Source organism: Mycolicibacterium holsaticum DSM 44478 = JCM 12374 (assembly GCF_019645835.1).
Lineage (GTDB): Bacteria > Actinomycetota > Actinomycetes > Mycobacteriales > Mycobacteriaceae > Mycobacterium > Mycobacterium holsaticum.
Genome location: NZ_CP080998.1, coordinates 3668010 through 3689254 on the forward strand (window position 1 = coordinate 3668010; position 21245 = coordinate 3689254).

Below are 21245 nucleotides of genomic sequence, written 5' to 3' on the forward strand. Positions count from 1 at the left end.
TGATCAAGGTGATGGAGGGCGTTCGCGTCCTCGAGGTCGCACAGTTCACGTTCGTTCCGGCGGCGGGCGCGATCCTCGCCGACTGGGGCGCCGACGTCATCAAGGTGGAGCACCCGGTGCGCGGTGACACCCAGCGGGGCTTTATCAACATGGGCGGCTTCCAGATGGATCCGAACCGCCATCCACTGATCGAGCATCCCAACCGCGGCAAGCGCAGTGTGGGCATCGATGTGTCCAAGCCCGAGGGCCAGGAGGTCCTCTACGAGATCGCGAAGACAGCCGATGTCTTCCTGACCAATTACCTGCCCGCGCAGCGCCAGAAACGCAAGTTCGACATCGAGCACATCCGTGCGGTGAACCCGAACATCATCTACGCGCGCGGCAGCGCCTACGGTGACAAGGGACCCGAACGTGACGTCGGCGGTTTCGACGGCACGGCCTTCTGGACCCGAAGCGGCGTCGGACACGCGTTGACGCCTGAGGAGATCGGGGGCGCGCTGTCGCAAGGGATTCCGGCGTTCGGCGACTCAATCGGCGGGATGAACATCGCAGGCGGGATCTCGGCTGCGCTGTTTCACCGCGAACGCACCGGCGAGGCCGTCGAACTCGACGTTTCGCTGCTGAGCACCGCGTGGTGGGCGGCCGGGGCCAGCGTCACACAGGGCATGGAGACCGGCGAGACCATGCGGTCGCTGATGCCCGACTCGGTCGCCCCGACGGTGAACCCGTTCCTGGGCAACTATCTGACCTCCGACGGCGGCACCATCAACCTGTGCATCGTCAGCCCGACCGGATACATCCGCGACGCGTTCGAGCATCTCGGGTTGCCCGAACTGGCCGACGATCCCCGCTTCAGCGACGTGATGCCGTTGATCGAGAACGCCGCCGCCGCAGTCGAACTCATCGCCGATTCGATCCGCAGCAAGCCGTTCGACTACTGGCGCGAGCACCTCAAGACCATGAAGGGGCAGTGGGCGCCGTTCCAGAGCCTGATCGACCTCGCCGGCGACGAGCAGGCGGTCGCCAACGACATGGTCGTCGAGGTGGAGGCCGGCGACGGCGGTGAGCCGTTCAAGGTGGTCCGCGGTCCGGTGCAGTTCAACCACGAACCCCTCGAAACGACCCGGGCACCGCAGGCCTCCGAGCACACCGAGACCGTGCTGATGGAGATCGGCATGGACTGGGATCGCATCGACAAGTTCAAGGACGCCGGCGCCATCGCCTGACTGGCTACCGCGACCGGACCTGTCGGATTGGGCCGATGACCTGCGGTCATTATCTGCGGAAAACGCGACCCGCACATGCCGCCTTGAGTAATCATGGTGGTCACAGGCGGGGAAGGAAACCGGGTGATGGTCGGTCCGGTGGCCGAGGCCACCGATCGGTGTGGGACATGCGGGAACGAGCTCAGGATCAACGCTCGCTTCTGCGATGAATGCGGCGCACGTATATCGCCGACGGCTTCCCCCGGGGAGCGTAAGCAAATCACCGTCCTGGTCATTGACGTCGTCGGGTCGATGAAGCTTGCTTCGGTCCTCGATCCGGAACGGCTCCAAGAACTCATGAACGAGTTGGTCAACCGGGCCGCCGCCATAATTCAGCGATACCAGGGCACAGTCGACAAGTTCACCGGAGACGGCCTGATGGCCCTTTTCGGTGCGCCCCTCGCGCTCGAGGATCACGCGCTGCGCGCCTGCATCGCAGCGCTGGAGATACAGCAGGACACCAACTGCCTGGCCGACGAGGTCCGCCGCAGCGACGGAATCGACCTTCAGCTTCGCGTCGGCCTGAACTCGGGTGAGGTGATCGCGGGTGAGATCGGGGCCGGCCCCGGCAGGTATACCGCTGTGGGTCACCCCGTCGGCATGGCACAACGCATGGAAGCCGCCGCGCCCGCAGGCGGGGTGCTGTGCTCGCAGGCCACCGCTGCGCTCGTCGAAAGCGTCGCAACCCTCGGTCCGGTCGAGGAGGTCGTGGTCAAGGGCGAAGCCAGCCCGACGCCGGCTCGTCGGCTCCTAGCAGTGGAGTCCGTTAAGAAGGTCGTGGGCCGCAACGAAGGCGCGATGTTGGGCCGTGATGCCGAGTTGGACTGGCTGCGCAAGTTTCTCAACGCTAGTACGGGCGGCCTGGTTGCGGTCGTCGGTGATCCTGGGGTCGGCAAAAGCCGGCTGGTCGACGAGTTCGCAGCAATCGCAGCCGGTGAACGCGTCGACGTCGTTACCGCCCGTTGCGAAGCACACACTAAAACACTGGCCTTTCACGCGCTTTCGCGGATGCTACGGGCAATGTTCGCGGTCGAAGGACTCAGCGACGCTGACGCCAGAGACGTCACGGCCGCGCAGTACGACGGCCTTCTGCCGCCGCAATCGCCCGATGCTCAGATGCTGTTCGAGGCGATGGGCATCGCCGAATCAGATGCCGAGCCGCTTCCAGCCACGATTGACGGCAGGCGCAGGAGACTGGTCGAAGTGATGGCGCAGGCTGCGCTCACACGGTCAACGCGCACAGTCTTCATCCTCGAGGATGCCCACTGGATAGATGCACCAAGTGACGAAGTGCTTTCTCAATTCGTCGCCACCCTCAACGTAACGACGTCGACGTTCGTCGTCACCCATCGACCGGAGTTCCACGGTGGGCTGCACCAGAGTGCACGCCATGCAATCACCCTTGCGCCACTGACGGGTTCGACGACGGCGTCCCTCGTCGAGCAGTTGCTCGGCGATGACCCGTCCCTCAAGTCGCTCGCCGACCGCGTGGCGGTGGCAGCGCTGGGTAACCCGTTCTTCGCAGAGGAGATTGTGCGCGATCTGGCGGGCAGCGGGGTGCTGACCGGAAGCCGTGGCGACTATCGGCTGGCTCACGACGTCAGCGAAATCAGCGTGCCGGCTACCGTTCAAGCTGTTCTCGCCGCCCGCATCGATCGGCTGCCTGCCGAGGCGAAGTCGATTCTGAACGCGGCCGCGGTGATCGGTACCGGGTTCGACTTGGAAGCATTGAGCACCCTGCTGCCCGACACGCAGCCATCGCGGCTAGCCGACCTGGTGTCGGCCGAGCTCATAGATCAGACGGAATTCGTTCCGAGCCAGCGATATTGCTTCCGTCATCCGCTGGTTCGCACTGTGGCCTATGAATCACAGTTGGCCGCTACCCGCGCGCAGGCGCACCGACGACTGGCCGCTGCTGCCAGGGGACATGACCCAGCAACCGCCGACGAGAACGCGGAACTCATCGCCACACATTACGAGGCCGCGGGTGACCTGGTCGACGCATACCACTGGCATATGCGCGCAGCTGAATGGCTTGCGCTGCGCGACCTTCAAGCAGCTCGCACCCGTTGGGAAAGCGCCCGACGCATCGCCGATCAGCTGCCCGACGACCATGACGACATCGCCGCGATGCGAATCGCGCCGCGGACGATGCTCATCTCGAAGGCGGTTTTCGTCGGCCACGACGCCGATGCCGACGAGCAGTTCCAAGAGTTCCGAGCTATGGCGTCACAGGCCGGCGATATGACGTCGCTTGCGGTTGCGATAGCCGGCCGGGTCATCTCGCTGACCAACAACGACATTCGTGTGCCCGAAGCGGCGGAGCTCGCAGAGGAATTGAATGGGATCGTCCACCAGCTCGACTGCGATACCGAGACGGCCGGCGTCATCCTGTTCGCGATTGCGTACGCGCGGATGGCAAATTGCGATTTCGATGCGGCGCTGGAGACGATCGACCAGATCACGTCTGTCCTTGAGCATGTGGCGACCATGGAGCTTTCCTTGAGTTCTGCGCTCCGCGGTGTAATCGAGTATTTGACCGGAGACCATGAGAACGGCCGCCGCCACATGCTGGAAAGCTACGAGAAGGCGAAGAACCTACCGCCCGCCAGCCAGGCAATTGTGTGGGCGTACTGGGGTGTGTTGGCAGCAGTCGGAATGTTGAGACCGACCGAAATTATCGGCGATATGCGTGAAAACGTGACGCGCGCTGAGTCATTTGGTGACCGATTCTGCATCGTCGCCGCACAGTGGTCTACGGGTGTCGCCTTGCTGCGCACCGACGCTTCCGACCGCGCCGAAGCCATCGGACAGCTGCAAAGCGCTCGCGAAAAAATGTGTAAGTACAGTCTGTTCGCTGCCGCGCTGCCAGCCGTCGCGGCGGATCTCGCCGTGGACGCCGCATCCAAAGGGCGCCGAGATGAGGCCATCATCGAGTTGCGTGACTGCTTCAGAGTGCATACGACGCGGGGTATTCGTCTTCTCGCCAGTCGCGCGGGCGAGGCCCTCGTCGAACTACTCGTCGAGAGGTCCGGGTCAGACGACCTCGCTGAGGCACAACGCATCATCGTCAATCCCCTCGCCCGCCATCCCGATATACCGGCGATGGATCTGTGGTGGCTGCGGTCGCGGGCGCTGTTGGCCGAGGCGGAGGGCGACCACGCAGGGTACAGCGAAATTGCCGACCAGTACCTTGCGCTATGCGAAAGGCTCAACGCCCGCGGTCGGATCGACGAGGCGCGGCAGATGGCCACTCGGCGCTGGCCCGAACACCAGGAGTAACGGTGGCAACGATTCTCGCGTACACCTCACCTGCCCTCGGCCACCTTTTTCCGATGAGCGCGGTCCTGTCCGAGCTTGCCAGCCGCGGGCACACAATCCACCTGCGCACACTCTCGGCCGGCGTCGAAGCAGGGCGGTCGCTGGGGTTCGCGACAGAAGCGATCGATCCCGGAATCGAAGCGATCACCCAAGATGATTGGCAGGGATCAAACCCGATCGCCGCACTGAGGATCTCTGCATCCGTTTTCGGCAGACGCGCCGAACGCGAGATCGATGATCTCGCCGCCGCGCAATCTCGGGTAAGGCCGGACGCTTTGCTCCTCGATGTGAACTGCTGGGGTGCCCTCTGCGCCGCCGAGGCGGGCGACACGCCTTGGGCGACCTTCTGTCCGTACACCCCGCTGCTTCGCTCACCCGGGGTGCCGCCGTTCGGCCTGGGCCTTCGACCGTTGCCGGGAGCGCTCGGCCGGGCTCGGGATGCCGCGGCGACGGCGGCACTGCTGGCTCCCCTCGAACGGGTTGGGCGAGCACCGCTGAACGCAGTGCGAGCAAGAGTGGGCTTGGCACCAGTCAGATCGATGGACGAGTTTCTGCGCGGAGCACCGATGATACTGATCGCCAGCGGAAAACCGTTCCAGTACCGCCAAACCGACTGGGGGCCAACGGTGCACATGATCGGGCCGTGCATCGTCGACCCCGGCGCCGATGTCGTTCCCGAATGGCTGTCGACTATCGAGCGACCGATTGTGCTCGTCTCGACCTCTTCAGAGAAGCAAGACGATGCCGACCTCATCTCGACCGCGATGGCCGCACTTGCCGACCAGCCAGTTCACGTGGTGGCGACTATTCCCGCCGGTGAGCCAGCCGGTTTGGACGCACCAGCGAACGCAACTCTGTGTCGGTACATCCCTCATAGCTTGGTACTCGGCAGATCGGTGGTGTGCGCGGTGACCCATGGGGGAATGGGAGTGACGCAGAAGGCCCTCAACCATGGGGTCCCGGTGTGCGTCGTGCCGTATGGACGAGATCAGTTCGAGGTCGCTCGGCGGGTGGAAGTCGCTCGATGCGGCACGCAATTGCCGGCCAAGAAGTTGTCAGTGCTGCGGTTGTCGGCGAAAGTTCGTGAAGCGATGACCATGACCGAGGGCGCCAGACTCGTTGCAGAGGGTTTCGCTGCGACCGGCGGACCTCCGCGGGGTGCCGCCCTGTTCGAGCAATGTGTGCTGGCTGTCGCCTAAACAGCCTGTACCCGCACCGGCACACCGGTCAGCCACGCCATACCCGACAGCGACTCCACATCGTCGGGGTCACTCGACGTCAGCTGGTTGACGTTGGCCCCTCCGGCACCGTTGGCCAGCCGCCAGCCCCCGGTTCCCTTGTGCCCCCAGCCGTGGGGTACCGCGACCACCCCGGCGATGAGATCCTTCGTTGTCAGCACCGGCACGGTGATATCGCCGTAGGGCGAGCTGATCCGCACCTCGTCGCCGTCCGAGATGTCCTGCTCGGCCGCGTCATCGACGTGCATCAGCGCGTGCTGGCGACGGTCACCACGCATCAACAGCGGTGAGTTGTGCATCCACGAGTTCTCCGAACGGGGCTCGCGCAAACCGATCATCCGCAGCGGATAACCATCAGGGACTGCGCGGTGCGGCAACTTGGCCACCTCGGCTGCGATCCCGGGGTGGGGCAACCGCACCCGGCGCGACAGATAACCGACGGCCGTGCGCAGCACACCCGTGCGCACGTGGGGTGAGAGCACGACACCGTGCGGATGGTCCTCGATCAGCCGTCGCATCGTCAGCCCGCCGCGGCGCAGCCCGAACCAATCCCCGCCCTCCGACATGCGCACAAGCCCGTCGACGATCGTCCGCGGCAACCCCTCGAAACCCAGCCGGCGCAGCATCTTCTGCACACCGGTGAACACCGCGAAGGCGGGCACCCGACGGCTCAGCCGCCGCGCGAGTTCCTCGGCGATGTCCCACTCCCCACGGGCCTCCCCCACCGGCGCCAGCACGGCCGCCGTCGCCTGACGAAACGGCGTGGCCTGAAACGCTTGGAAGGTATACGGAAAGTCGTCGCGTTCGTACATCGTCGGCACGGGCAGGATGTAGTCGCAGTGCGCGCTGGTCTCGGTGAGATAGAAGTCGAGCGCGACTGACAACTCCAGTTCACCGAAGGCCGCCTCGAGTTCCTCGCCGTTGGGAACCGACAGCACGGGATTACCGGCCGATACGAACATCGCCCGGATCTGGCGGTCACCCGGCGTCGTGATCTCCTTGGCGATCAGCGCCGCGGGCTCGGAGCCGATCGCGTTCGGCGTCCCGCTGATCCGCGATCGCTTGGTCCGATAGGACCGCCGCATGATGGCACCCATCGCGACGTTCTGCCACCTCTGCCCGACCGTGTGCATCGAGCTGAACACCGATCCGCCCGGCACATCCAGGTTGCCTGCCACCAGGTTCACCGCGTCGATCAGAAAGGTGGTCAGCGTGCCGTGTGTGCCTACACAGGTGCCGAGCCTGCCGTAGACGGCAGCACGTCGCGTGTTCACCAGGTCGCGCGCCAACGCGCGCACGCTGTCCGCGGCGATACCGGTCTGGCTCGCCGTGGATTCCGGGGTGAAGGGCCGACACATCTCCTGCAGCCAGTCCACCCCGTCGGCCTGCCGTTTGACCGCGGTGATGTCGACAAGGCCGTCGCCGAACATCACGTGCAGCAACGACAGCAGCAACAACGCGTCGGTATCGGGGACGATGCCGAGCCATTCGAATGCGGCCGCGGTCTCGCTGCGCCGCGGGTCGACGATCACCACGCGCCCACCGCGTTTGACGATGTCATGCATGCGGTCCTTGATCCGTGGCGCGGTCAGGAAACTGCCGTGGGACACAAGCGGATTGGCGCCCATCATGACAAGCAGGTCGGTTCTCGTCAGATCCGGGATCGGCACGGAGGTCGGCACGCCATAAAGCAACTGGCTCGCGATGAGCCTGCTGTTGGTGTCCTGCGACGACGCCGTGAAGTAGTGGGCGTGGCGGCCGAGGCCCTTGGTGAAAAGCAGCGCCGCGAAGGTGTGCGCATAGCTGAACGCCCCGGGGTTGCCCATGTACCAGCCGACCGCACCCGACCCGCGTCGACGCAGGATCGATGACAATCGGTTCGCGATGTCGTTCATCGCCTCGTCCCAGGTGACCGCTTCGAAGCCGGTCGGCCCGCGGCGCAGCGGCCTGGTCACCCGATCCGGATCGTTGACGACCTCGGTGAACGCGATGCCCTTCTGGCAGGCGAACCCGGCCGACAGCGGGTGGTCTTTATCCGGGCGCAGCGCCGTCAGGCGGCCGTCTTCGACCGTCGCGATCATCCCGCACAACGGTTCACAGATGCGGCAGAACGTCGGCTTGTGCTCAATCAGCGGCGACACGGCTAATGACGTTACTGTAAGAGTTACAGTCCCACTCCGCTTTCGGCGGTGGATCCTGCTGGCCAGGGGTTTAGTCCGCCGCTACCCGGGAACCACCATCAGGGACGGCACCGTCGCGTCTTCGTCCGGCGCCGTGTCGATCCAGGGTGAGGAGTTGGATGGTTCTCTACGTTTACCGGTGCGAATCTTGTTGCGGCACCGTCGAAAAGATGCATTCGATGCTGTCCCGACCCGACGTCGTCGAATGTCCGCAATGCATGGGTGAGGCGCGAAGAACAATCGCGTCCCCCCGCCTCGGGCGCGCCGGCAGCACCGCGATGGCACTGCACGACGCCACCCGCGCTACGGCTGACCAGCCGGCGGTGGTCACCGCCCCGCCGCCGGCGCCGCGACGGCAAAAGATCACCACCAACCCACTTCACCGCAAGCTCCCACGACCCTGAAGGACCTCTCATGCCCGAACTGGTGTTCCCCCTCGACTCGACCAAGAAGTTCACCGACCAGCAGGTAACCGGCCACAATCGGTGGCATCCCGACATCCCCGCGGCGGTGACGGTGAAGAAAGGCGACGAGTTTCGCGTGCACTGCCGCGAGTGGTTCGACGGAGATATCAAGAATGACGACTCCGCCGAGGACATCCTCAACGCACCGATGAGCAAAGTGCATCCGTTGGCAGGCCCGATCGCCGTCGAAGGCGTGAAAGCCGGAGACCTGCTCATCGTCGACATCCTCGACGTCGGCCCCATTCCGCAGGAAGACTCCGGACCGTTGGCCGGCCAGGGCTGGGGATACACCGGTATCTTCGCCAGGACCAACGGCGGCAGCTTCCTCGTCGATCAGTTCCCGGACGCCTACAAGGCGGTGTGGGACTTCTCCGGCGAAAAGGCGACCTCACGCCACGTGCCGGGAGTCGAGTTCACCGGCATCACCCACCCCGGCCTGATGGGTACGGCACCGTCACCGGAACTGCTCGGAAAGTGGAACACCCGTGAGGCCGCGCTGATCGCCACCGACCCAGACCGGTTGCCGCCGTTGGCCCTTCCGCCGGAACCCACCAATGCGGTGCTCGGCACCCTCACCGGCGACGCGTTCGACCGAGTCGCCGCCGAAGCCGCGCGCACCGCGCCGCCGCGAGAGAACGGCGGCAACATGGACATCAAGAACCTCACCAGGGGCAGCCGTGTCTTCTTCCCGGTGTTCGTCGACGGCGGCCATCTCTCGGTCGGCGATCTGCACTTCTCACAGGGCGACGGCGAGATCACGTTCTGCGGCGCCATCGAGATGGGCGGCTTCCTCGACCTGCGCGTCGATGTGATCCCCGGCGGGATGGAGACGTACGGGGTCAGCGAGCATCCGATCTTCATGCCGGGCAACACCCCGCCCCAGTACTCAGAATGGTTGTCGTTCTCCGGCACCTCGGTGACGCTCCAGGGCGAACAGCGCTATCTCGATTCGCAGCTGGCCTACCAACGCGCATGCCTGCACGCGATCAACTACCTCACCAAGTTCGGCTACAGCCCCGAACAAGCGTTCCTGTTGCTGGGCGCGGCCCCCATCGAGGGCCGCTTCTCGGGTGTGGTCGACATCCCGAACTCGTGCGCCACGGTGTACCTGCCCACCGCGATCTTCGACTTCCCGATCGTGCCGACCGCGGCAGGACCGGTGCGGATCGACCCGGGTATCGGCGCCCCGCACGCGGCGTCGGGCTGACACCGAACCACTGGGGATACTGTAATCTTTACCGTTGGTATGACCTGCCAGCCGCGGACCAACGGAGGAACCCCACATGTCCAACGATGTCGCGATCATCGGGGTGGGCCTACACCCGTTCGGCCGGTTCGAGGGCAAGTCCGCCATGGAGATGGGTGTCGATGCGATCTTCGCCGCCGTCGATGATGCGGGCGTGCAATGGAAGGACATCCAGTTCGCCACGGGCGGCAGCTGGACGGTGGCCAACCCCGACGCGATCGTCGGCATGGTGGGGCTGTCGGGCATTCCATTCACCAACGTGTTCAACGCGTGCGCGACGGCCGCCAGTGCCGCCAAGGCGTGTGCCGACGGAATCCGCTTGGGCGACTACGACCTCGGGATCGCGATCGGTTTGGACAAGCATCCGCGCGGGGCGTTCACCGAGGATCCCGCCCTCGTCGGTATGCCGAGCTGGTACGCCGAGAACGGCCAATACCTCACCACCCAGTTCTTCGGCATGAAAGCCAACAAGTATCTGCACGACCACAACATCAGCCAGGCGACGCTGGCCAAGGTGGCCGCCAAGAACTTTCGCAACGGCGAACGCAACCCGAACGCGTTCCGCCGCAAGCCGATACCCGAAGACCAGATTCTCAACTCGGCGATGTTGAACTATCCCCTGACCCAGTACATGTTCTGCGCGCCCGACGAAGGAGCGGCAGCCGTCGTCATGTGCCGCGCCGACATCGCCGAGCGGTACACGTCCAAACCGGTGTACCTGCGCGCCGTCGAGGTGCGAACCCGCCGCTACGGCGCCTACGAGGTCAACACCACGTTCGCACCGGTCGACGAGGACGTCGCACCGACCGTGTACGCAGCGCGCGCCGCGTTTGAGAAAGCCGGTGTCGCACCGCGCGACGTCGACGTCATCCAACTGCAGGACACCGACGCCGGCGCGGAGATCATCCACATGGCCGAGTGCGGCTTCTGCGCCGACGGTGAGCAGGAAAAGCTGCTGGCCGAGGGGGCCACCGAGATCGGCGGCGCGATGCCGATCAACACCGACGGCGGGCTGATCGCCAACGGTGAGCCGATCGGGGCGTCGGGCCTGCGCCAGATCCACGAGTTGGTGCGCCAACTACGCGGTGAGGCCGGTGAGCGCCAGGTGCCCGGCGAGCCGAAGGTCGGGTTCGCTCAGCTTTATGGCGCGCCCGGTACCGCGGCGGCCACAATCCTCACGACCTGATCGCTCGCGTTTCGTCGCGCGCCACGAGACGTTCTCGCGCGCCGCGGTCCGTGGCGTGGCAGACTTCTGCCCGGACCACCTGAGGAAGGGCGCACACATGCCGACCATCACCACGAGCGACGGCGTCGAGATCTTCTACAAGGACTGGGGTTCGGGTCAGCCGATCGTGTTCAGCCACGGTTGGCCGTTGTCGGCTGACGACTGGGATATCCAGATGCTGTTCTTTCTGCAGCACGGCTACCGCGTCGTCGCCCACGACCGCCGCGGGCACGGCCGCTCGGCTCAGGTCGACGACGGACACGACATGGACCATTACGCCGACGATCTCGCGGCCGTGGTCGAACACCTCGACCTGCACGACGCGGTGCACATCGGGCACTCCACCGGCGGCGGCGAGGTGACCCGCTACCTCGCCCGGCACGGCCAAGAACGCGCCGCCAAGGCGGTGCTCATCAGCTCGGTGCCACCACTGATGGTGCAGACCGAGGCCAACCCGGGCGGGCTGCCGAAGTCTGTGTTCGACGACCTGCAGGCCCAATTGGCGGCGAACCGCTCGGAGTTCTACCGCGCGTTACCGTCCGGGCCGTTCTACGGATACAACCGCCCCGGCGTGGAGCCGTCCGAGGCCATCGTCGAGAACTGGTGGCGCCAGGGCATGATGGGCGGCGCCAAGGCGCATTATGACGGCATCGTGGCGTTCTCGCAGACCGACTTCACCGAGGATCTCAAGCAGATCACTATCCCCGTCTTGGTGATGCACGGCGAGGACGACCAGATCGTGCCCTATGCGAACTCCGGGCCGTTGTCGGCAGAGCTGCTGCCCAACGGAACGCTGAAGACCTACCCGGGCTACCCGCACGGCGCGTTCGTCACCCACGCCGACACGATCAACGCCGACCTACTCGAGTTCATCCGGTCTTGAGGCGCCGCTGATCATTTCAGCGCGCGGCGCGCCACCTTGCCGATGGCCCGGCGCATCCGATCGGAGATGTACACCGAGACAAGGCCGTTGAACACGTCCTCGCGAAGCCGGGTCAAAGTGGACGTCTTGAAATGCCACTGCCCGTCGACCTTCTCGTACGTTTCGTGGTAGTGCCCATACCCACGCAGGTTCACGCCGGGACCCAACCGGACCACATCCTCCAACGCCCACACCCCGCGCGCCGTCGTCGCTGTGACCAACTCGATCTCCGGTGCGTGCACCTGGTGGACGGTGGCCTGGTTGCGCAGGCTCTTGCGGGTGAACGTGACGAACTCGTCGGCGCCCTCGATTACCTTGCCACCGGCCGCGGAGGTGTCGCTGATGAAGTCGTCGGCGAACAGGCCACGCCACGCCGCCCAGTCCTTTGTGTCCAGATGCCGGCAGTAGCGCGCCTTCAGCTGCTTGATCGCTTCGATGTCGAGCAGCGCTTCGGCGCTCATGCGGCGTACGTTCCGTTTTCGCGTTCGATATGGAACTGCGCTGCCCGCCGAATCGACTCGGTGGCCGGCCGCGGCTGCCAGCCCAACTCGCGTCTCGCCTTGCTGTGGTCGGCGGGCGAGGTGGTGTGGAGCAGGCGCACCCCGGTCACGTTCATCGGCAGGTCACGCCGCAGCAGTCTGGACATGACACCGGCGATGAACCCCACGGTGTACATCGCCAGAAGTGGGACGCCGAACCTCGGTGGTTTGGCTCCCACCGCCGTCGCCGCGGTATGGAGCAGCTCCCGCATCGACATGTATGTCTGCGAGATGATGTAGCGCTCGCCGATTCGTCCGCGCTCCCCCGCGAGCAGGAATGCGTCGGCGACGTCCTCGATACCGACCACTTCGGTCGACACCCCGTTGACGTACATCGGGATCTTGCCCAGCGCAGCGTATTTCACCATCATGCCCTGGCTGGGCTGCCAGTCGCGCGGCCCGTACGGGTTGGAAACACACATCGCGACCGCGGGCACCTTGCCGTCGGTGGCGTACTGCAACACCATGTCTTCGGCCGTCCGCCGGGATTCGATGTAGGCCCCGCCCTTGCCGTGCCAGTTGAACGGATCGTCCTCGGTGGCGGGGTTGCCGAGCGCGATGGTTCCGATGGTGCTGCAGAAGACGAACCGATGCAGATCGGCGTCTGAGGCGACATCGAGCACGCGTTGCAGGCTCGTGACGTTGGTCTCGAACAGCGGTGCGGGGTCACGCAGGTAGAAGCGGGTGTCGACGATGCAGTAATACACCACGTCGCGGTCGGCCATCGCCGCGCGCAGCGCCGCCTCGTCATAGAGGTCGCCGTAGCAGCGTTCGACGTCGAGGTCGTCGATGGCCACCGTCGAGCTGGTCTTGCGCAGGAACACCCGTACGTCGTCGCCACGCTCGACGAGCTTGCGCACGACGTGCGATCCGACAAAGCCGCTGGCGCCCATCACCAGCGCCCGACGGCTGGTGCCTCCCGGTGAATTCTTCATACGTCCCTTTCCCCGAGGCGTCCGGCGAGCGTGCGCAAAGTCGCGATATTTCTCGGCGTGTCGCCCGCTGACACGCACGCTCGCGCAAAGGAGTGGCTATTTGGCCGCAGCGTACACGGGTTTTCCGAGCCCAAGCACGTACTGCGCGATCATGTTGCGGAACACCTCCAGCGTGCCGCCGTAGATGCCGACCAACGGCGCGAACCGGTAGACGTACTCGGCTGCACCGTCGTCGGCGGCGCCGTCGGTGCCGAGGGGCAGAGCTGCCGCGGTCCCGAGGATGTCCATCAGATCCGGTGAGATGTCCCGCATCGTCTGGGCGAGTGCCACCCGGCCGAAGATGCTCGGCGCCGACAGCGACGCCTCCATCCGCGCGATGCTGCGGCCCAGCCGATAGGCCACTGATCCGTCGTCGAGCAGACGGCGGCCGTTGGGATCCTCCTCGGCCACCTTGGCGGCCGCCTCGTCGACGGCGGCGGCCATGAACCCGGCTTGGTGCATCATGATCGACACATCCTGAAGGCCATCGGCCGCGGCTTCCACAGCTCCGTGCTCGACGTTGAGCGGCTCGCGCACCACCGTCCAACCACCGTTCACCTCGCCGAGGCGGTACTTGTCGTCGACACGCACATCGCTGTAGTAGACGATGTTCGTTCGGTCGCCGTCGACGGTGCGGATGCCCTGGATCTCGATTCCCGGCGAATCGAGCGGTACCAGGAACATGGTGAGGCTCTTGTGTTTCGGCGCGTCGGGGTCGGTGTTGGTGATCAGGAAGACGTACTGACAGTTGTGGGCGCCGGTGGTGAACATTTTGGACCCATTGATGATCCAGCCCTCGCCGTCGCGCACCGCGCGGGTTTTGCAGGTCGCGACGTCCGAGCCGCCCTCGGGTTCGGTGTAGCCCAGGCACAGCCGCACATGCCCGCTGAACACCCCCGGCATCACCTCGGCTTTCAGTTCGGGTGACCCGAACTTCTCCACCGACCGCGCGATCATCGACGTCGTGCCCGACGTCACCCACGGCACATGGGCCCGCCGCTTCTCCAGCTCCCAGATACGCCGCCGGACCCGGTCGAAGCCGCCTTCGGACTCCGGCTTCCATTCGCGGGCAAGATAACCCGCGGCACCCAGCGCCAGGTGCACGCCCTCGTCGAAGTTGTCGCCGGTTTCGCGGTCACGCCGGATGACGTCCTCGGTGACGATCTCCTTGAGGAAGGCGCGCGCCTCGTCGCGGAATGCCTGCTCGTCATCGGTCAGCTGAACCCGAGAGAAATCCATTAATTGGCCTCCCTGCTCTCGCGCGCCGCGACGATTTCGGCGATGTATTTGGCGGTGACGCCGGGGTCACCGCCCGCCAGCGACCAGCCGCGGGCCCGGACCAGATACGCCGTTGCGGCCGCCTCGGCCGAAACCCCCAGCCCGCCTTGGACATGCACCGCCATGGTGGCCGCCTTGGCGGCCTCCTCGGCCATGAACACGAACACCGACGGCGCCAACTCCGGGCGCTCGTGTGGTTCGTTGTCGAGGAACCAGGCTGCCCGGCGGGCCAGGTTGCGCCCGCCCTGGACGGTGATCGCGATGTTGGCCAGCGGATGCGAGATGGCCTGCAGGGTGGAGATCGGCACGCCCAGCGTGTACCGGGTCTTGGCGAACTCCGCCGCGATGGTCATCGTCTCCTCGACGAGGCCCACCAGCGCGGCACCGGACAGCAGCCGCCATTCATCGAGGGCGCGCTGGTAGGCCGCCAGCGCGTCGGCGCCGCTGGCCAGAACCGCACGGTCATCGGCGGCCGCGGAATCGACCCAGGCCATCGGGAGCCGGCCGATGTTGTCGACCTTGGCCGGTCGGGTGGCGAAGGTGAGCCGGACGATGTCGCTTCCGTCCCGCACGATGACGTGGTCGGCGACCGAACCGCTTGGCACCAGCCGCGTCCCGGACGTGCTGTCGTGCTGGGTATCCAGCCCAACCACCTGGGTGCCGTTGAGGATGTCGGGCTCCAGCGCATCCAGCCGACCGAGCAACCGGGCCGCGCACACGTGGTCGATCCACGGCACCGGCGCCAGCGAGCGGCCGATCTCCTCGGCCACCAGCGTCAAGTCGACCAGCGTCGCGCCGTCCCCGCCCGATGTCTCCGGCAGCGCCATCGTGGTCGCCCCCATGGCGCACAACCGTTCCCACAGGCTTTTGTCGAACCCGGACACCTCAGCGGCCCAGACCGTTTCGATCGAGCAGTGGGTCTTGAAGAAGTCCCGGTACGCCGCCTGCAAAGCCTGGTGGTCCTCGGAGAGGCTGTAATCGAGCCTGCGTAGTTCATAGCGGTCCATCGTCAGCTCTCCTGTCCGAAGAAGAATTCCTGAGCATTGTGATAGAGGTACTTGTCGAGCACCTCGGCGGGCAGGTCGAGCGCCAACGCCTCGGGGACCAGGCGGCGCATCTTGAGCACCGGCCAGTCCGACGCGTAGATCACCTTGTCGGGACCGCGGGTCCGCATGTAGTGCAGAAGGCTGTCGGGCAGCCGCTTGGGTGACCACGCCGAGGTCATCAGCCGCAGGTTCTGGTACTTGATCAACAACCGGATCGCGATGTCCCACCACGGGTCGGCGCCGTGGATCATGCACAGTTTCAGTTCCGGAAACCGCACGCACACCCGGTCGAGGTGGATGGGGTTCTGCACCTCACCCGGGATGGGCGGGCCGGGAATACCGGTGTTGATGCACAACGGCAGCTCGAGCTCGGCGCATTTGGTGTACAGCGGGTAGTAGACCGCATCGCTGGGCGGATACTGGCCGTCACCCCAAAAGCTCGGTCCCACAGCGGTGTAGGCGACGGGCAGATCCTTGACCACCGCCGTGAGCTCTTTCAGCGACGGGATCGGCCGCAGCAGGTTGACCCCGCCCATCGCCAGCGCGAACCGGTCGGGTTGGGCCTCAACGAACTTGCGCGCCGTGGTCGACGGCTTGGCCAGGCTGTCCATCAGGATCGCCTTTTGCACGCCCTGCTCGTCCATCTCGTCGATCAGCTCCGACAATTCGACGGGGGCGAACATCGACGCCGGCCCCTTGAAGTAGTCGTCGCGCACTTTGAGCATCCAGGTCGGCTGCTGCTGGGTCTCCCCGAAGTGCACGTTGACAAGGCAGTCGATCGCTTTGCGGCTCATGCCTTCACCTGCTGTGCCGTGGCTTTCGCCCACCGGTAGTCCGGCTTGCCGTTGCCAAGACGTCGGACCTGCTCGACAAAGATGAACTCCTTCGGCGCTTTGAACCGTGCGAGTTGCGAGGTGCAGTGGTCGTGAAGTGCGGTGGCCTCGGCGTCATCGTGCAGTGCGATCAGCGCCACGACTTCTTCGCCCCACCGTTCACTCGGGCGCCCCACCACCAGCGCGTCGGCGACGCAGGCGTGCGCACGCAGGACTTCCTCGACCTCTTCGACGAATACCTTTTCCCCGCCGGTGTTGACGACCAGCGAATCGCGGCCGAACAGCTCGAGGGTGCCGTCGTCGGCCAGCGAGCCCCGGTCCCCGGAGATCACCACCCGTTTTCCGTCGACGACGGGAAAGGTTCTGCGGGTGGCCTCCTCGTCGTCGAAGTAGCCCAGTGGGATCCGCCCACCGCGAGCGACGAACCCGACCTCTTCGTCACCGGCCTGCAGAAACCGGCGGTAATCCTCGGCGAGGACCAACGCTCCTTCGCGGAGTTCGAACGTGTCCTTGTGCTCGCCGCGCTGGCTGCGGCCGAAACCCACGTTGCCGGTCTCCGAGGAGCCGTAGCCGTTGATCAGCGTGATCTGAGGCAGCAGATCCAGCAGCGCCCGTTGATGTTTGGGGTTGGTCGCCGCTCCCCCGGTTCCGATGGCGAACATCGATGCCAGATCGTAGGAGCCCCGCCGAAGTTCTTCCACCAGCGGGCCGGCGTAGGCGTCGCCGACCATCGTCATCATGCCGACCTTCTCGCGCTCGGCGGTCTCCAACACCGCGCGAGGGTCGAACTTCGTCCGGTCGTACAGCACGACCGGCAGCCCGCTGAGTAGGCCCGCGAAGGCGGTCCACATGCCTGCGGCGTGCATCAGCGGCGACACCGCGAACCAGGGTTGCCCGCCGTGGCGGACCTTGTCGTGTATCTCGTCGACGGACTGGTGGTCGGCGCCGTTCATCGAGATGACATAGGTGTCGCTCTGCCGCCACATCACCCCCTTTGGCCTGCCGGTGGTGCCGCCGGTACACACCATCAACACGTCGTCCGGCGACGGTGCGATCGGCCGATCGCTATCTCCTTGCGCCAGCGCATCTTCCAGCCGCACCGCACCGAGCAACGGCGCGGCGTTGCCGCCGTCATCGATCGCGATCAGCAGTCTCGCCGAGTCCGGCGGTAGCACGTCGGCGAACTTCGGCCCGAGGGACTGGTGGTAGATGACCGCGCTCGGGCGAAGGTAGTCGAGGAGTTCGGCGACCTCGCGCGCAGCGTAGTTGTAGTTGACGTTCACCGGCACCGTGCGCGCCTTGAGGCAACCGATCACCATGTCGGGATACAGGTCGTTGTGCATCAGCAGCGCGACACGGTCCTGTCCGCATTCCCAGTTCTGCAGTTCGTCGCGCTCGCGGTGGGCACCGAGCCCTTGTCCGGCAAGGTAGTTCGCGAGCCGACGGGTGCGCTGCGCGGACTCTGCGAACGTGCTGCGGCGAGCACCGCAGACCGTCATCACCCGGTCGGGTACGGTCTCGGCGATGGCGTCGAGCACCGCGCCGATCGTCCACTCCGCCATGTTCTAGACGCCGGCCCGGACGTTCGCGCCGAGCAGTTCGAGTGCGTTGTCGCGCATCACCTTTCGGGTGTCTTCGGCGCTGAATTCCGGGAACTGCGGGATGTCGGCGGTGAACGCCATGGGATCGGCCAGCCCCTCACCGTGCGGCCAGTCCGATCCGAACAGGATCTTGTCCACTCCGATGGTCTCGGCGAGTAGTTTCACGTCGTCCTCGTAGTACGGCGCGATCCAGACGTTGTTGCGCAGCTGCTCGACCGGGTCTTCCTTGAAGTGGTACGGCGCGGTGTTGGCCGCCTTCTTCAGCCGCTTGATCAAGCGGTAGACGAAGTAGGAACCGTTTTCGATGCTGGCGACCTTCAGCTTGGGATGCCGGGTGAATACCTGATGCACGATCATCGACGCCATCGAGTCGTGGATCGCACGGTCGTCGAGCAGGACCTGATCCAGCGGATCTTTCTTTCCGAAGCCTTCGAACGTCGCCTTGCCGCCCCACAACGCGGCGATCGCGAGGTATCCGCTGTCGGACAGGTGAAAGACCACCGGAACACCGGCTTCGGCCAACCGCGCCCACACCGGGTCGTGCACCGGATCGCCCAGTGACCGCGGCTTGACCACACCGGGCACCGGCGCCGGTCGCACGCACACGATCTTGGCGCCACGCTCCAGCACGAACTCGACCTCTTCGACGGCCTTTTCGGGGTCGGCCAGCGAGATGATCGGCGCCGACAGGAACCGGCCGTCGGGCCGGTCGAACCCCCAGTCCTCGTCGAGCCAGAGGTTGAACGCGTGCACCGAAGCCATCGTCGCCTCGATATCGTGTTTGAGCGCCTCCTCGACACCGCACGCGAACGTCGGGAGCATGAACACCGTCTCCAGGTTCTGCTTGTCGAGGATCTTCGCCCTGGCGTCGCGGTTCTGGTACTCGGGATGGTCCTCCAGCCTGTCCACCTTCATCAGCGACGCGGGGTCCACGCCCTCGGGGATCTCCCCCCGGAACAGCAAGTCCAGACAGCCCGGCTCGATGATCGGATCAAACGTCGGGTTCGGGATGAAGTGGTTGACCCGGTCGCCGATCACTGCGAAGGTGCGCTTGCCTTCTTTAAGCATCTGCACCCCACGGCGTTTGAACTCCTTGGGCAGATGCCGGGTGAACGAGTCCAACGGTTCGTAGTAGTGGTTGTCGACGTCGATCGCCCGATAGTCCAGGGTCATTGTCCCTCTCCCTTCAGTGGCGGAAAGTTGGGTGGGCGTTTCTCGAAGAAGCTCGTGATGCCTTCGATGAAATCGGGCCGCTGCATCGACTCGTGCATCAGGGTTTCCGCGTGGTCGCTTGCCTCGAAGACGGTGCGCATAGTGTCTGCGTACACCTGTTGTTTGATCACCGCCAGCGAACTCGGGGCGCAGTTGGCGGCAATGTCCTCCGCGTAGCCGACCGCGCGCGCCAAGAGGTCCTCGACGGGTACGACCTCGTTGACGAGCCCGAGGCGTGCGGCTTCGTCGGCGAACAACACCCGTCCCGACAGCAGCAGGTCCATCGCCACGCCGGTGCCGACGATGCGCGGAAGTATCCAGGAGATCCCGTATTCGGCGATCAGGCCGCGCCGGGCGAACGAGGTGGTGAACTTGGCGCCGTCGGCGGCGAACCGCACGTCGCATGCCAACGCCAGCGTCAGCCCCATTCCCGCGCACGCACCGTTGATGGCCGCGACGACGGGCTTGCGCATCGTCATCAGGAAGTGCGGATGGCGCGCGCCGACGAGCTTCGCGACGTCGGTGTCAGCTGCGGCGTCGACGGTTGCGGCGCTGATCGCGGTCAGATCGCCCATGTCGGCTCCCGCGCAGAACGCCCGGCCGCTGCCGGTGACGACGATCGCGCGCACGTCGGGGTCGGCCTCCGCGTCGTCGATCCGGGAGTAGAACGTGGTGGCCAGACCGCCGCCCCAACCGTTCATCCGCTCGGGCCGGTTGAGCGTCAACACCGCGACACCGGTGTCGCGCACCTCGTAGCGCACCGGTTCGGCCGCGACGGGCTGCGCGACGTGGTCTTCAACGCTCACCCGGCACTCCTCCTCAAGCCGCTCGAGCTTGGTGTAGGGACTTACTGTACATCTATCGGTAGTACCTTCCGCAGGCTGGCCGGGGTTACGTGTCGACCACTCCGAACCGCCGATACGCTGCGTCGATCTGGTCCTTGGCCGCGGCGGGCAACTCCGCCTGGGGCGGCCGCGAATGCGGATACGCACCAATGGGCAGGCCCAGCACCGAGGCCGCGTACTTGAACGCCGCGCCCCAGTGCGTGAAGTAGTCGGGACGACCGGGATAGCAGGTGAACCAGGAACTCACGTCGCTCTCGAACCGGTCCAAACCGGACTCGCGCGCGTAGTCCATCGCCTCGATCAGTTTCCCGTTGACGATCAGATCCCAGTATTCGGAGAACGGGCGGTGCTGCGGGGTCTCGAACAGGTAGCCGGCCGTGCCGAGTTGGGCCGGGACGACGATCCCCTCCCGCAACCACCCGGCGCGGTAGACCATCTTGTCGCACTCCCATACCGCCAGGCCGGGCGCCAACTCGTGCAGCATCCGGCTGGAAGCCGGCCGAAACGCGCCTTCCTTGGTCGCGCAGACGGCGGGTATCTCGGCATAGATGCGGGCCGACTCGACAGGGGTGAGAACGTAACCCGACGACGGCGAGTTGAACATGCCCAGCGCGATGTCGGTGCGCTCGGCGATGTAGCGGAAGAACCGCAGCACCCCTTCCCCGCCGTGTGCCTCCATCATCGGGGTCTGGATGTAGACGATGTCGGCACCGGCATGCTGTGCGTGCAGCGTCAACTCCAGACAGTCCTTGGCCGACATCGCGGCGGTGCACGCCTGCACGACGACGTCGGGATTGACGGCGCGGCCCTCCTCGATCGCCACCTCCAGCAGGCGTTTTCGCTCGTCGATCGTCAACGACCAGAACTCGGCGATCCCGCTGGTGCACCACAACATCGGATGACGAAGTTCGCCGACGCAGTAGCGCACCAACGTTCGGTAGGCATCCCAGTCGATATCGTCGCCGTCGGCGCCGCAGAACGGAGTGTAGAGCGAATTGCCTATGCCGCGCAGCGTATTACGCGCCCAGTCACGCGCATCTGATGCAGTCGCCACGA

General features: G+C 65.5%; 17 protein-coding genes. 7 read left to right on the top strand and 10 right to left on the bottom strand.

Translation table 11 applies throughout. The features are described 5' to 3' along the window. The first annotated feature begins 11 nt into the window (after positions 1-11). The 3 genes from K3U96_RS17820 to K3U96_RS17830 all read left to right on the top strand — a co-directional run bounded on the left by K3U96_RS17820 (position 12) and on the right by K3U96_RS17830 (position 5785). A complete protein-coding gene (locus K3U96_RS17820; protein WP_220690586.1) occupies positions 12-1226 on the top strand; it encodes a CaiB/BaiF CoA transferase family protein in 1215 nt (404 codons plus the stop codon). Between the two features lie 126 nt (positions 1227-1352). Next, a complete protein-coding gene (locus tag K3U96_RS17825; RefSeq protein WP_220693574.1) occupies positions 1353-4547 on the top strand; it encodes an adenylate/guanylate cyclase domain-containing protein in 3195 nt (1064 codons plus the stop codon). A 2-nt stretch (positions 4548-4549) separates the two neighbouring features. Beyond that, the gene (locus K3U96_RS17830; protein ID WP_069406693.1) at positions 4550-5785 is read left to right on the top strand and encodes a glycosyltransferase; all 1236 of its coding nucleotides are present in this window, start codon (positions 4550-4552) and stop codon (positions 5783-5785) included. Here the strand turns inward: K3U96_RS17830 and K3U96_RS17835 are convergent. Continuing rightward, complete coding sequence (locus K3U96_RS17835; protein ID WP_220690587.1) at positions 5782-7965, bottom strand: molybdopterin-containing oxidoreductase family protein; 2184 nt, start codon at positions 7963-7965, stop codon at positions 5782-5784. The two genes, K3U96_RS17830 and K3U96_RS17835, sit on opposite strands and share 4 nt — an antisense overlap. A gap of 218 nt (positions 7966-8183) precedes the next feature. On the opposite strand from K3U96_RS17835, the gene K3U96_RS17840 reads away from it, so the two are divergent. The 4 genes from K3U96_RS17840 (at position 8184) to K3U96_RS17855 (ending at position 11822) form a co-directional block, all read left to right on the top strand. After that, entirely contained in the window at positions 8184-8408 is a 225-nt protein-coding gene (locus K3U96_RS17840; RefSeq protein ID WP_350355534.1) for a zinc ribbon domain-containing protein, read from the top strand. Between the two features lie 10 nt (positions 8409-8418). Then, the gene (fmdA, locus tag K3U96_RS17845; protein WP_069406695.1) at positions 8419-9675 is read left to right on the top strand and encodes a formamidase; all 1257 of its coding nucleotides are present in this window, start codon (positions 8419-8421) and stop codon (positions 9673-9675) included. Between the two features lie 76 nt (positions 9676-9751). Next, positions 9752-10900: a thiolase family protein gene (locus K3U96_RS17850; protein WP_220690589.1), complete on the top strand. Its 1149-nt coding sequence runs from the start codon at positions 9752-9754 to the stop codon at positions 10898-10900. 97 nt (positions 10901-10997) lie between these two features. Continuing rightward, entirely contained in the window at positions 10998-11822 is an 825-nt protein-coding gene (locus K3U96_RS17855) for an alpha/beta fold hydrolase (protein WP_220690590.1), read from the top strand. Between the two features lie 11 nt (positions 11823-11833). Here the strand turns inward: K3U96_RS17855 and K3U96_RS17860 are convergent, their stop codons facing one another. The 9 genes from K3U96_RS17860 to K3U96_RS17900 form a co-directional block, all read right to left on the bottom strand. Beyond that, complete coding sequence (locus K3U96_RS17860) at positions 11834-12322, bottom strand: nuclear transport factor 2 family protein (protein ID WP_220690591.1); 489 nt, start codon at positions 12320-12322, stop codon at positions 11834-11836. Then, complete coding sequence (locus K3U96_RS17865) at positions 12319-13335, bottom strand: NAD-dependent epimerase/dehydratase family protein (protein WP_069408206.1); 1017 nt, start codon at positions 13333-13335, stop codon at positions 12319-12321. The genes K3U96_RS17860 and K3U96_RS17865 overlap by 4 nt, the downstream gene beginning before the upstream one ends. 96 nt (positions 13336-13431) lie before the next feature. Beyond that, the gene (locus K3U96_RS17870; RefSeq protein ID WP_220690592.1) at positions 13432-14613 is read right to left on the bottom strand and encodes an acyl-CoA dehydrogenase family protein; all 1182 of its coding nucleotides are present in this window, start codon (positions 14611-14613) and stop codon (positions 13432-13434) included. Beyond that, complete coding sequence (locus K3U96_RS17875; protein ID WP_220690593.1) at positions 14613-15659, bottom strand: acyl-CoA dehydrogenase family protein; 1047 nt, start codon at positions 15657-15659, stop codon at positions 14613-14615. The genes K3U96_RS17870 and K3U96_RS17875 overlap by 1 nt, the downstream gene beginning before the upstream one ends. 2 nt (positions 15660-15661) lie before the next feature. Further along, entirely contained in the window at positions 15662-16492 is an 831-nt protein-coding gene (locus K3U96_RS17880; RefSeq protein WP_069407665.1) for an amidohydrolase family protein, read from the bottom strand. Next, entirely contained in the window at positions 16489-18093 is a 1605-nt protein-coding gene (locus tag K3U96_RS17885) for an acyl-CoA synthetase (RefSeq protein WP_220690594.1), read from the bottom strand. The genes K3U96_RS17880 and K3U96_RS17885 overlap by 4 nt, the downstream gene beginning before the upstream one ends. A gap of 3 nt (positions 18094-18096) precedes the next feature. Continuing rightward, on the bottom strand, positions 18097-19305 hold the full coding sequence (locus K3U96_RS17890) for an amidohydrolase family protein (protein WP_220690595.1): 1209 nt from the start codon (positions 19303-19305) through the stop codon (positions 18097-18099). Continuing rightward, complete coding sequence (locus K3U96_RS17895; protein ID WP_220690596.1) at positions 19302-20150, bottom strand: enoyl-CoA hydratase; 849 nt, start codon at positions 20148-20150, stop codon at positions 19302-19304. The genes K3U96_RS17890 and K3U96_RS17895 overlap by 4 nt, the downstream gene beginning before the upstream one ends. An 85-nt stretch (positions 20151-20235) precedes the next feature. Next, a complete protein-coding gene (locus tag K3U96_RS17900; RefSeq protein ID WP_069407669.1) occupies positions 20236-21243 on the bottom strand; it encodes a dihydrodipicolinate synthase family protein in 1008 nt (335 codons plus the stop codon). Between the last annotated feature and the right edge of the window lie 2 nt (positions 21244-21245).

Bases quoted from the DNA above. Each gene is read 5' to 3' on its own strand.
- K3U96_RS17820 (WP_220690586.1), top strand. From the start codon at position 12: ATGGAGGGCGTTCGCGTCCTCGAGGTCGCACAGTTCACGTTCGTTCCG.
- K3U96_RS17825 (WP_220693574.1), top strand. From the start codon at position 1,353: ATGGTCGGTCCGGTGGCCGAGGCCACCGATCGGTGTGGGACATGCGGG.
- K3U96_RS17840 (WP_350355534.1), top strand. From the start codon at position 8,184: ATGCTGTCCCGACCCGACGTCGTCGAATGTCCGCAATGCATGGGTGAG.
- fmdA (WP_069406695.1), top strand. From the start codon at position 8,419: ATGCCCGAACTGGTGTTCCCCCTCGACTCGACCAAGAAGTTCACCGAC.
- K3U96_RS17850 (WP_220690589.1), top strand. From the start codon at position 9,752: ATGTCCAACGATGTCGCGATCATCGGGGTGGGCCTACACCCGTTCGGC.
- K3U96_RS17855 (WP_220690590.1), top strand. From the start codon at position 10,998: ATGCCGACCATCACCACGAGCGACGGCGTCGAGATCTTCTACAAGGAC.
- K3U96_RS17860 (WP_220690591.1), bottom strand. From the start codon at position 12,322: ATGAGCGCCGAAGCGCTGCTCGACATCGAAGCGATCAAGCAGCTGAAG.
- K3U96_RS17865 (WP_069408206.1), bottom strand. From the start codon at position 13,335: ATGAAGAATTCACCGGGAGGCACCAGCCGTCGGGCGCTGGTGATGGGC.
- K3U96_RS17870 (WP_220690592.1), bottom strand. From the start codon at position 14,613: ATGGATTTCTCTCGGGTTCAGCTGACCGATGACGAGCAGGCATTCCGC.
- K3U96_RS17875 (WP_220690593.1), bottom strand. From the start codon at position 15,659: ATGGACCGCTATGAACTACGCAGGCTCGATTACAGCCTCTCCGAGGAC.
- K3U96_RS17880 (WP_069407665.1), bottom strand. From the start codon at position 16,492: ATGAGCCGCAAAGCGATCGACTGCCTTGTCAACGTGCACTTCGGGGAG.
- K3U96_RS17885 (WP_220690594.1), bottom strand. From the start codon at position 18,093: ATGGCGGAGTGGACGATCGGCGCGGTGCTCGACGCCATCGCCGAGACC.
- K3U96_RS17890 (WP_220690595.1), bottom strand. From the start codon at position 19,305: ATGACCCTGGACTATCGGGCGATCGACGTCGACAACCACTACTACGAA.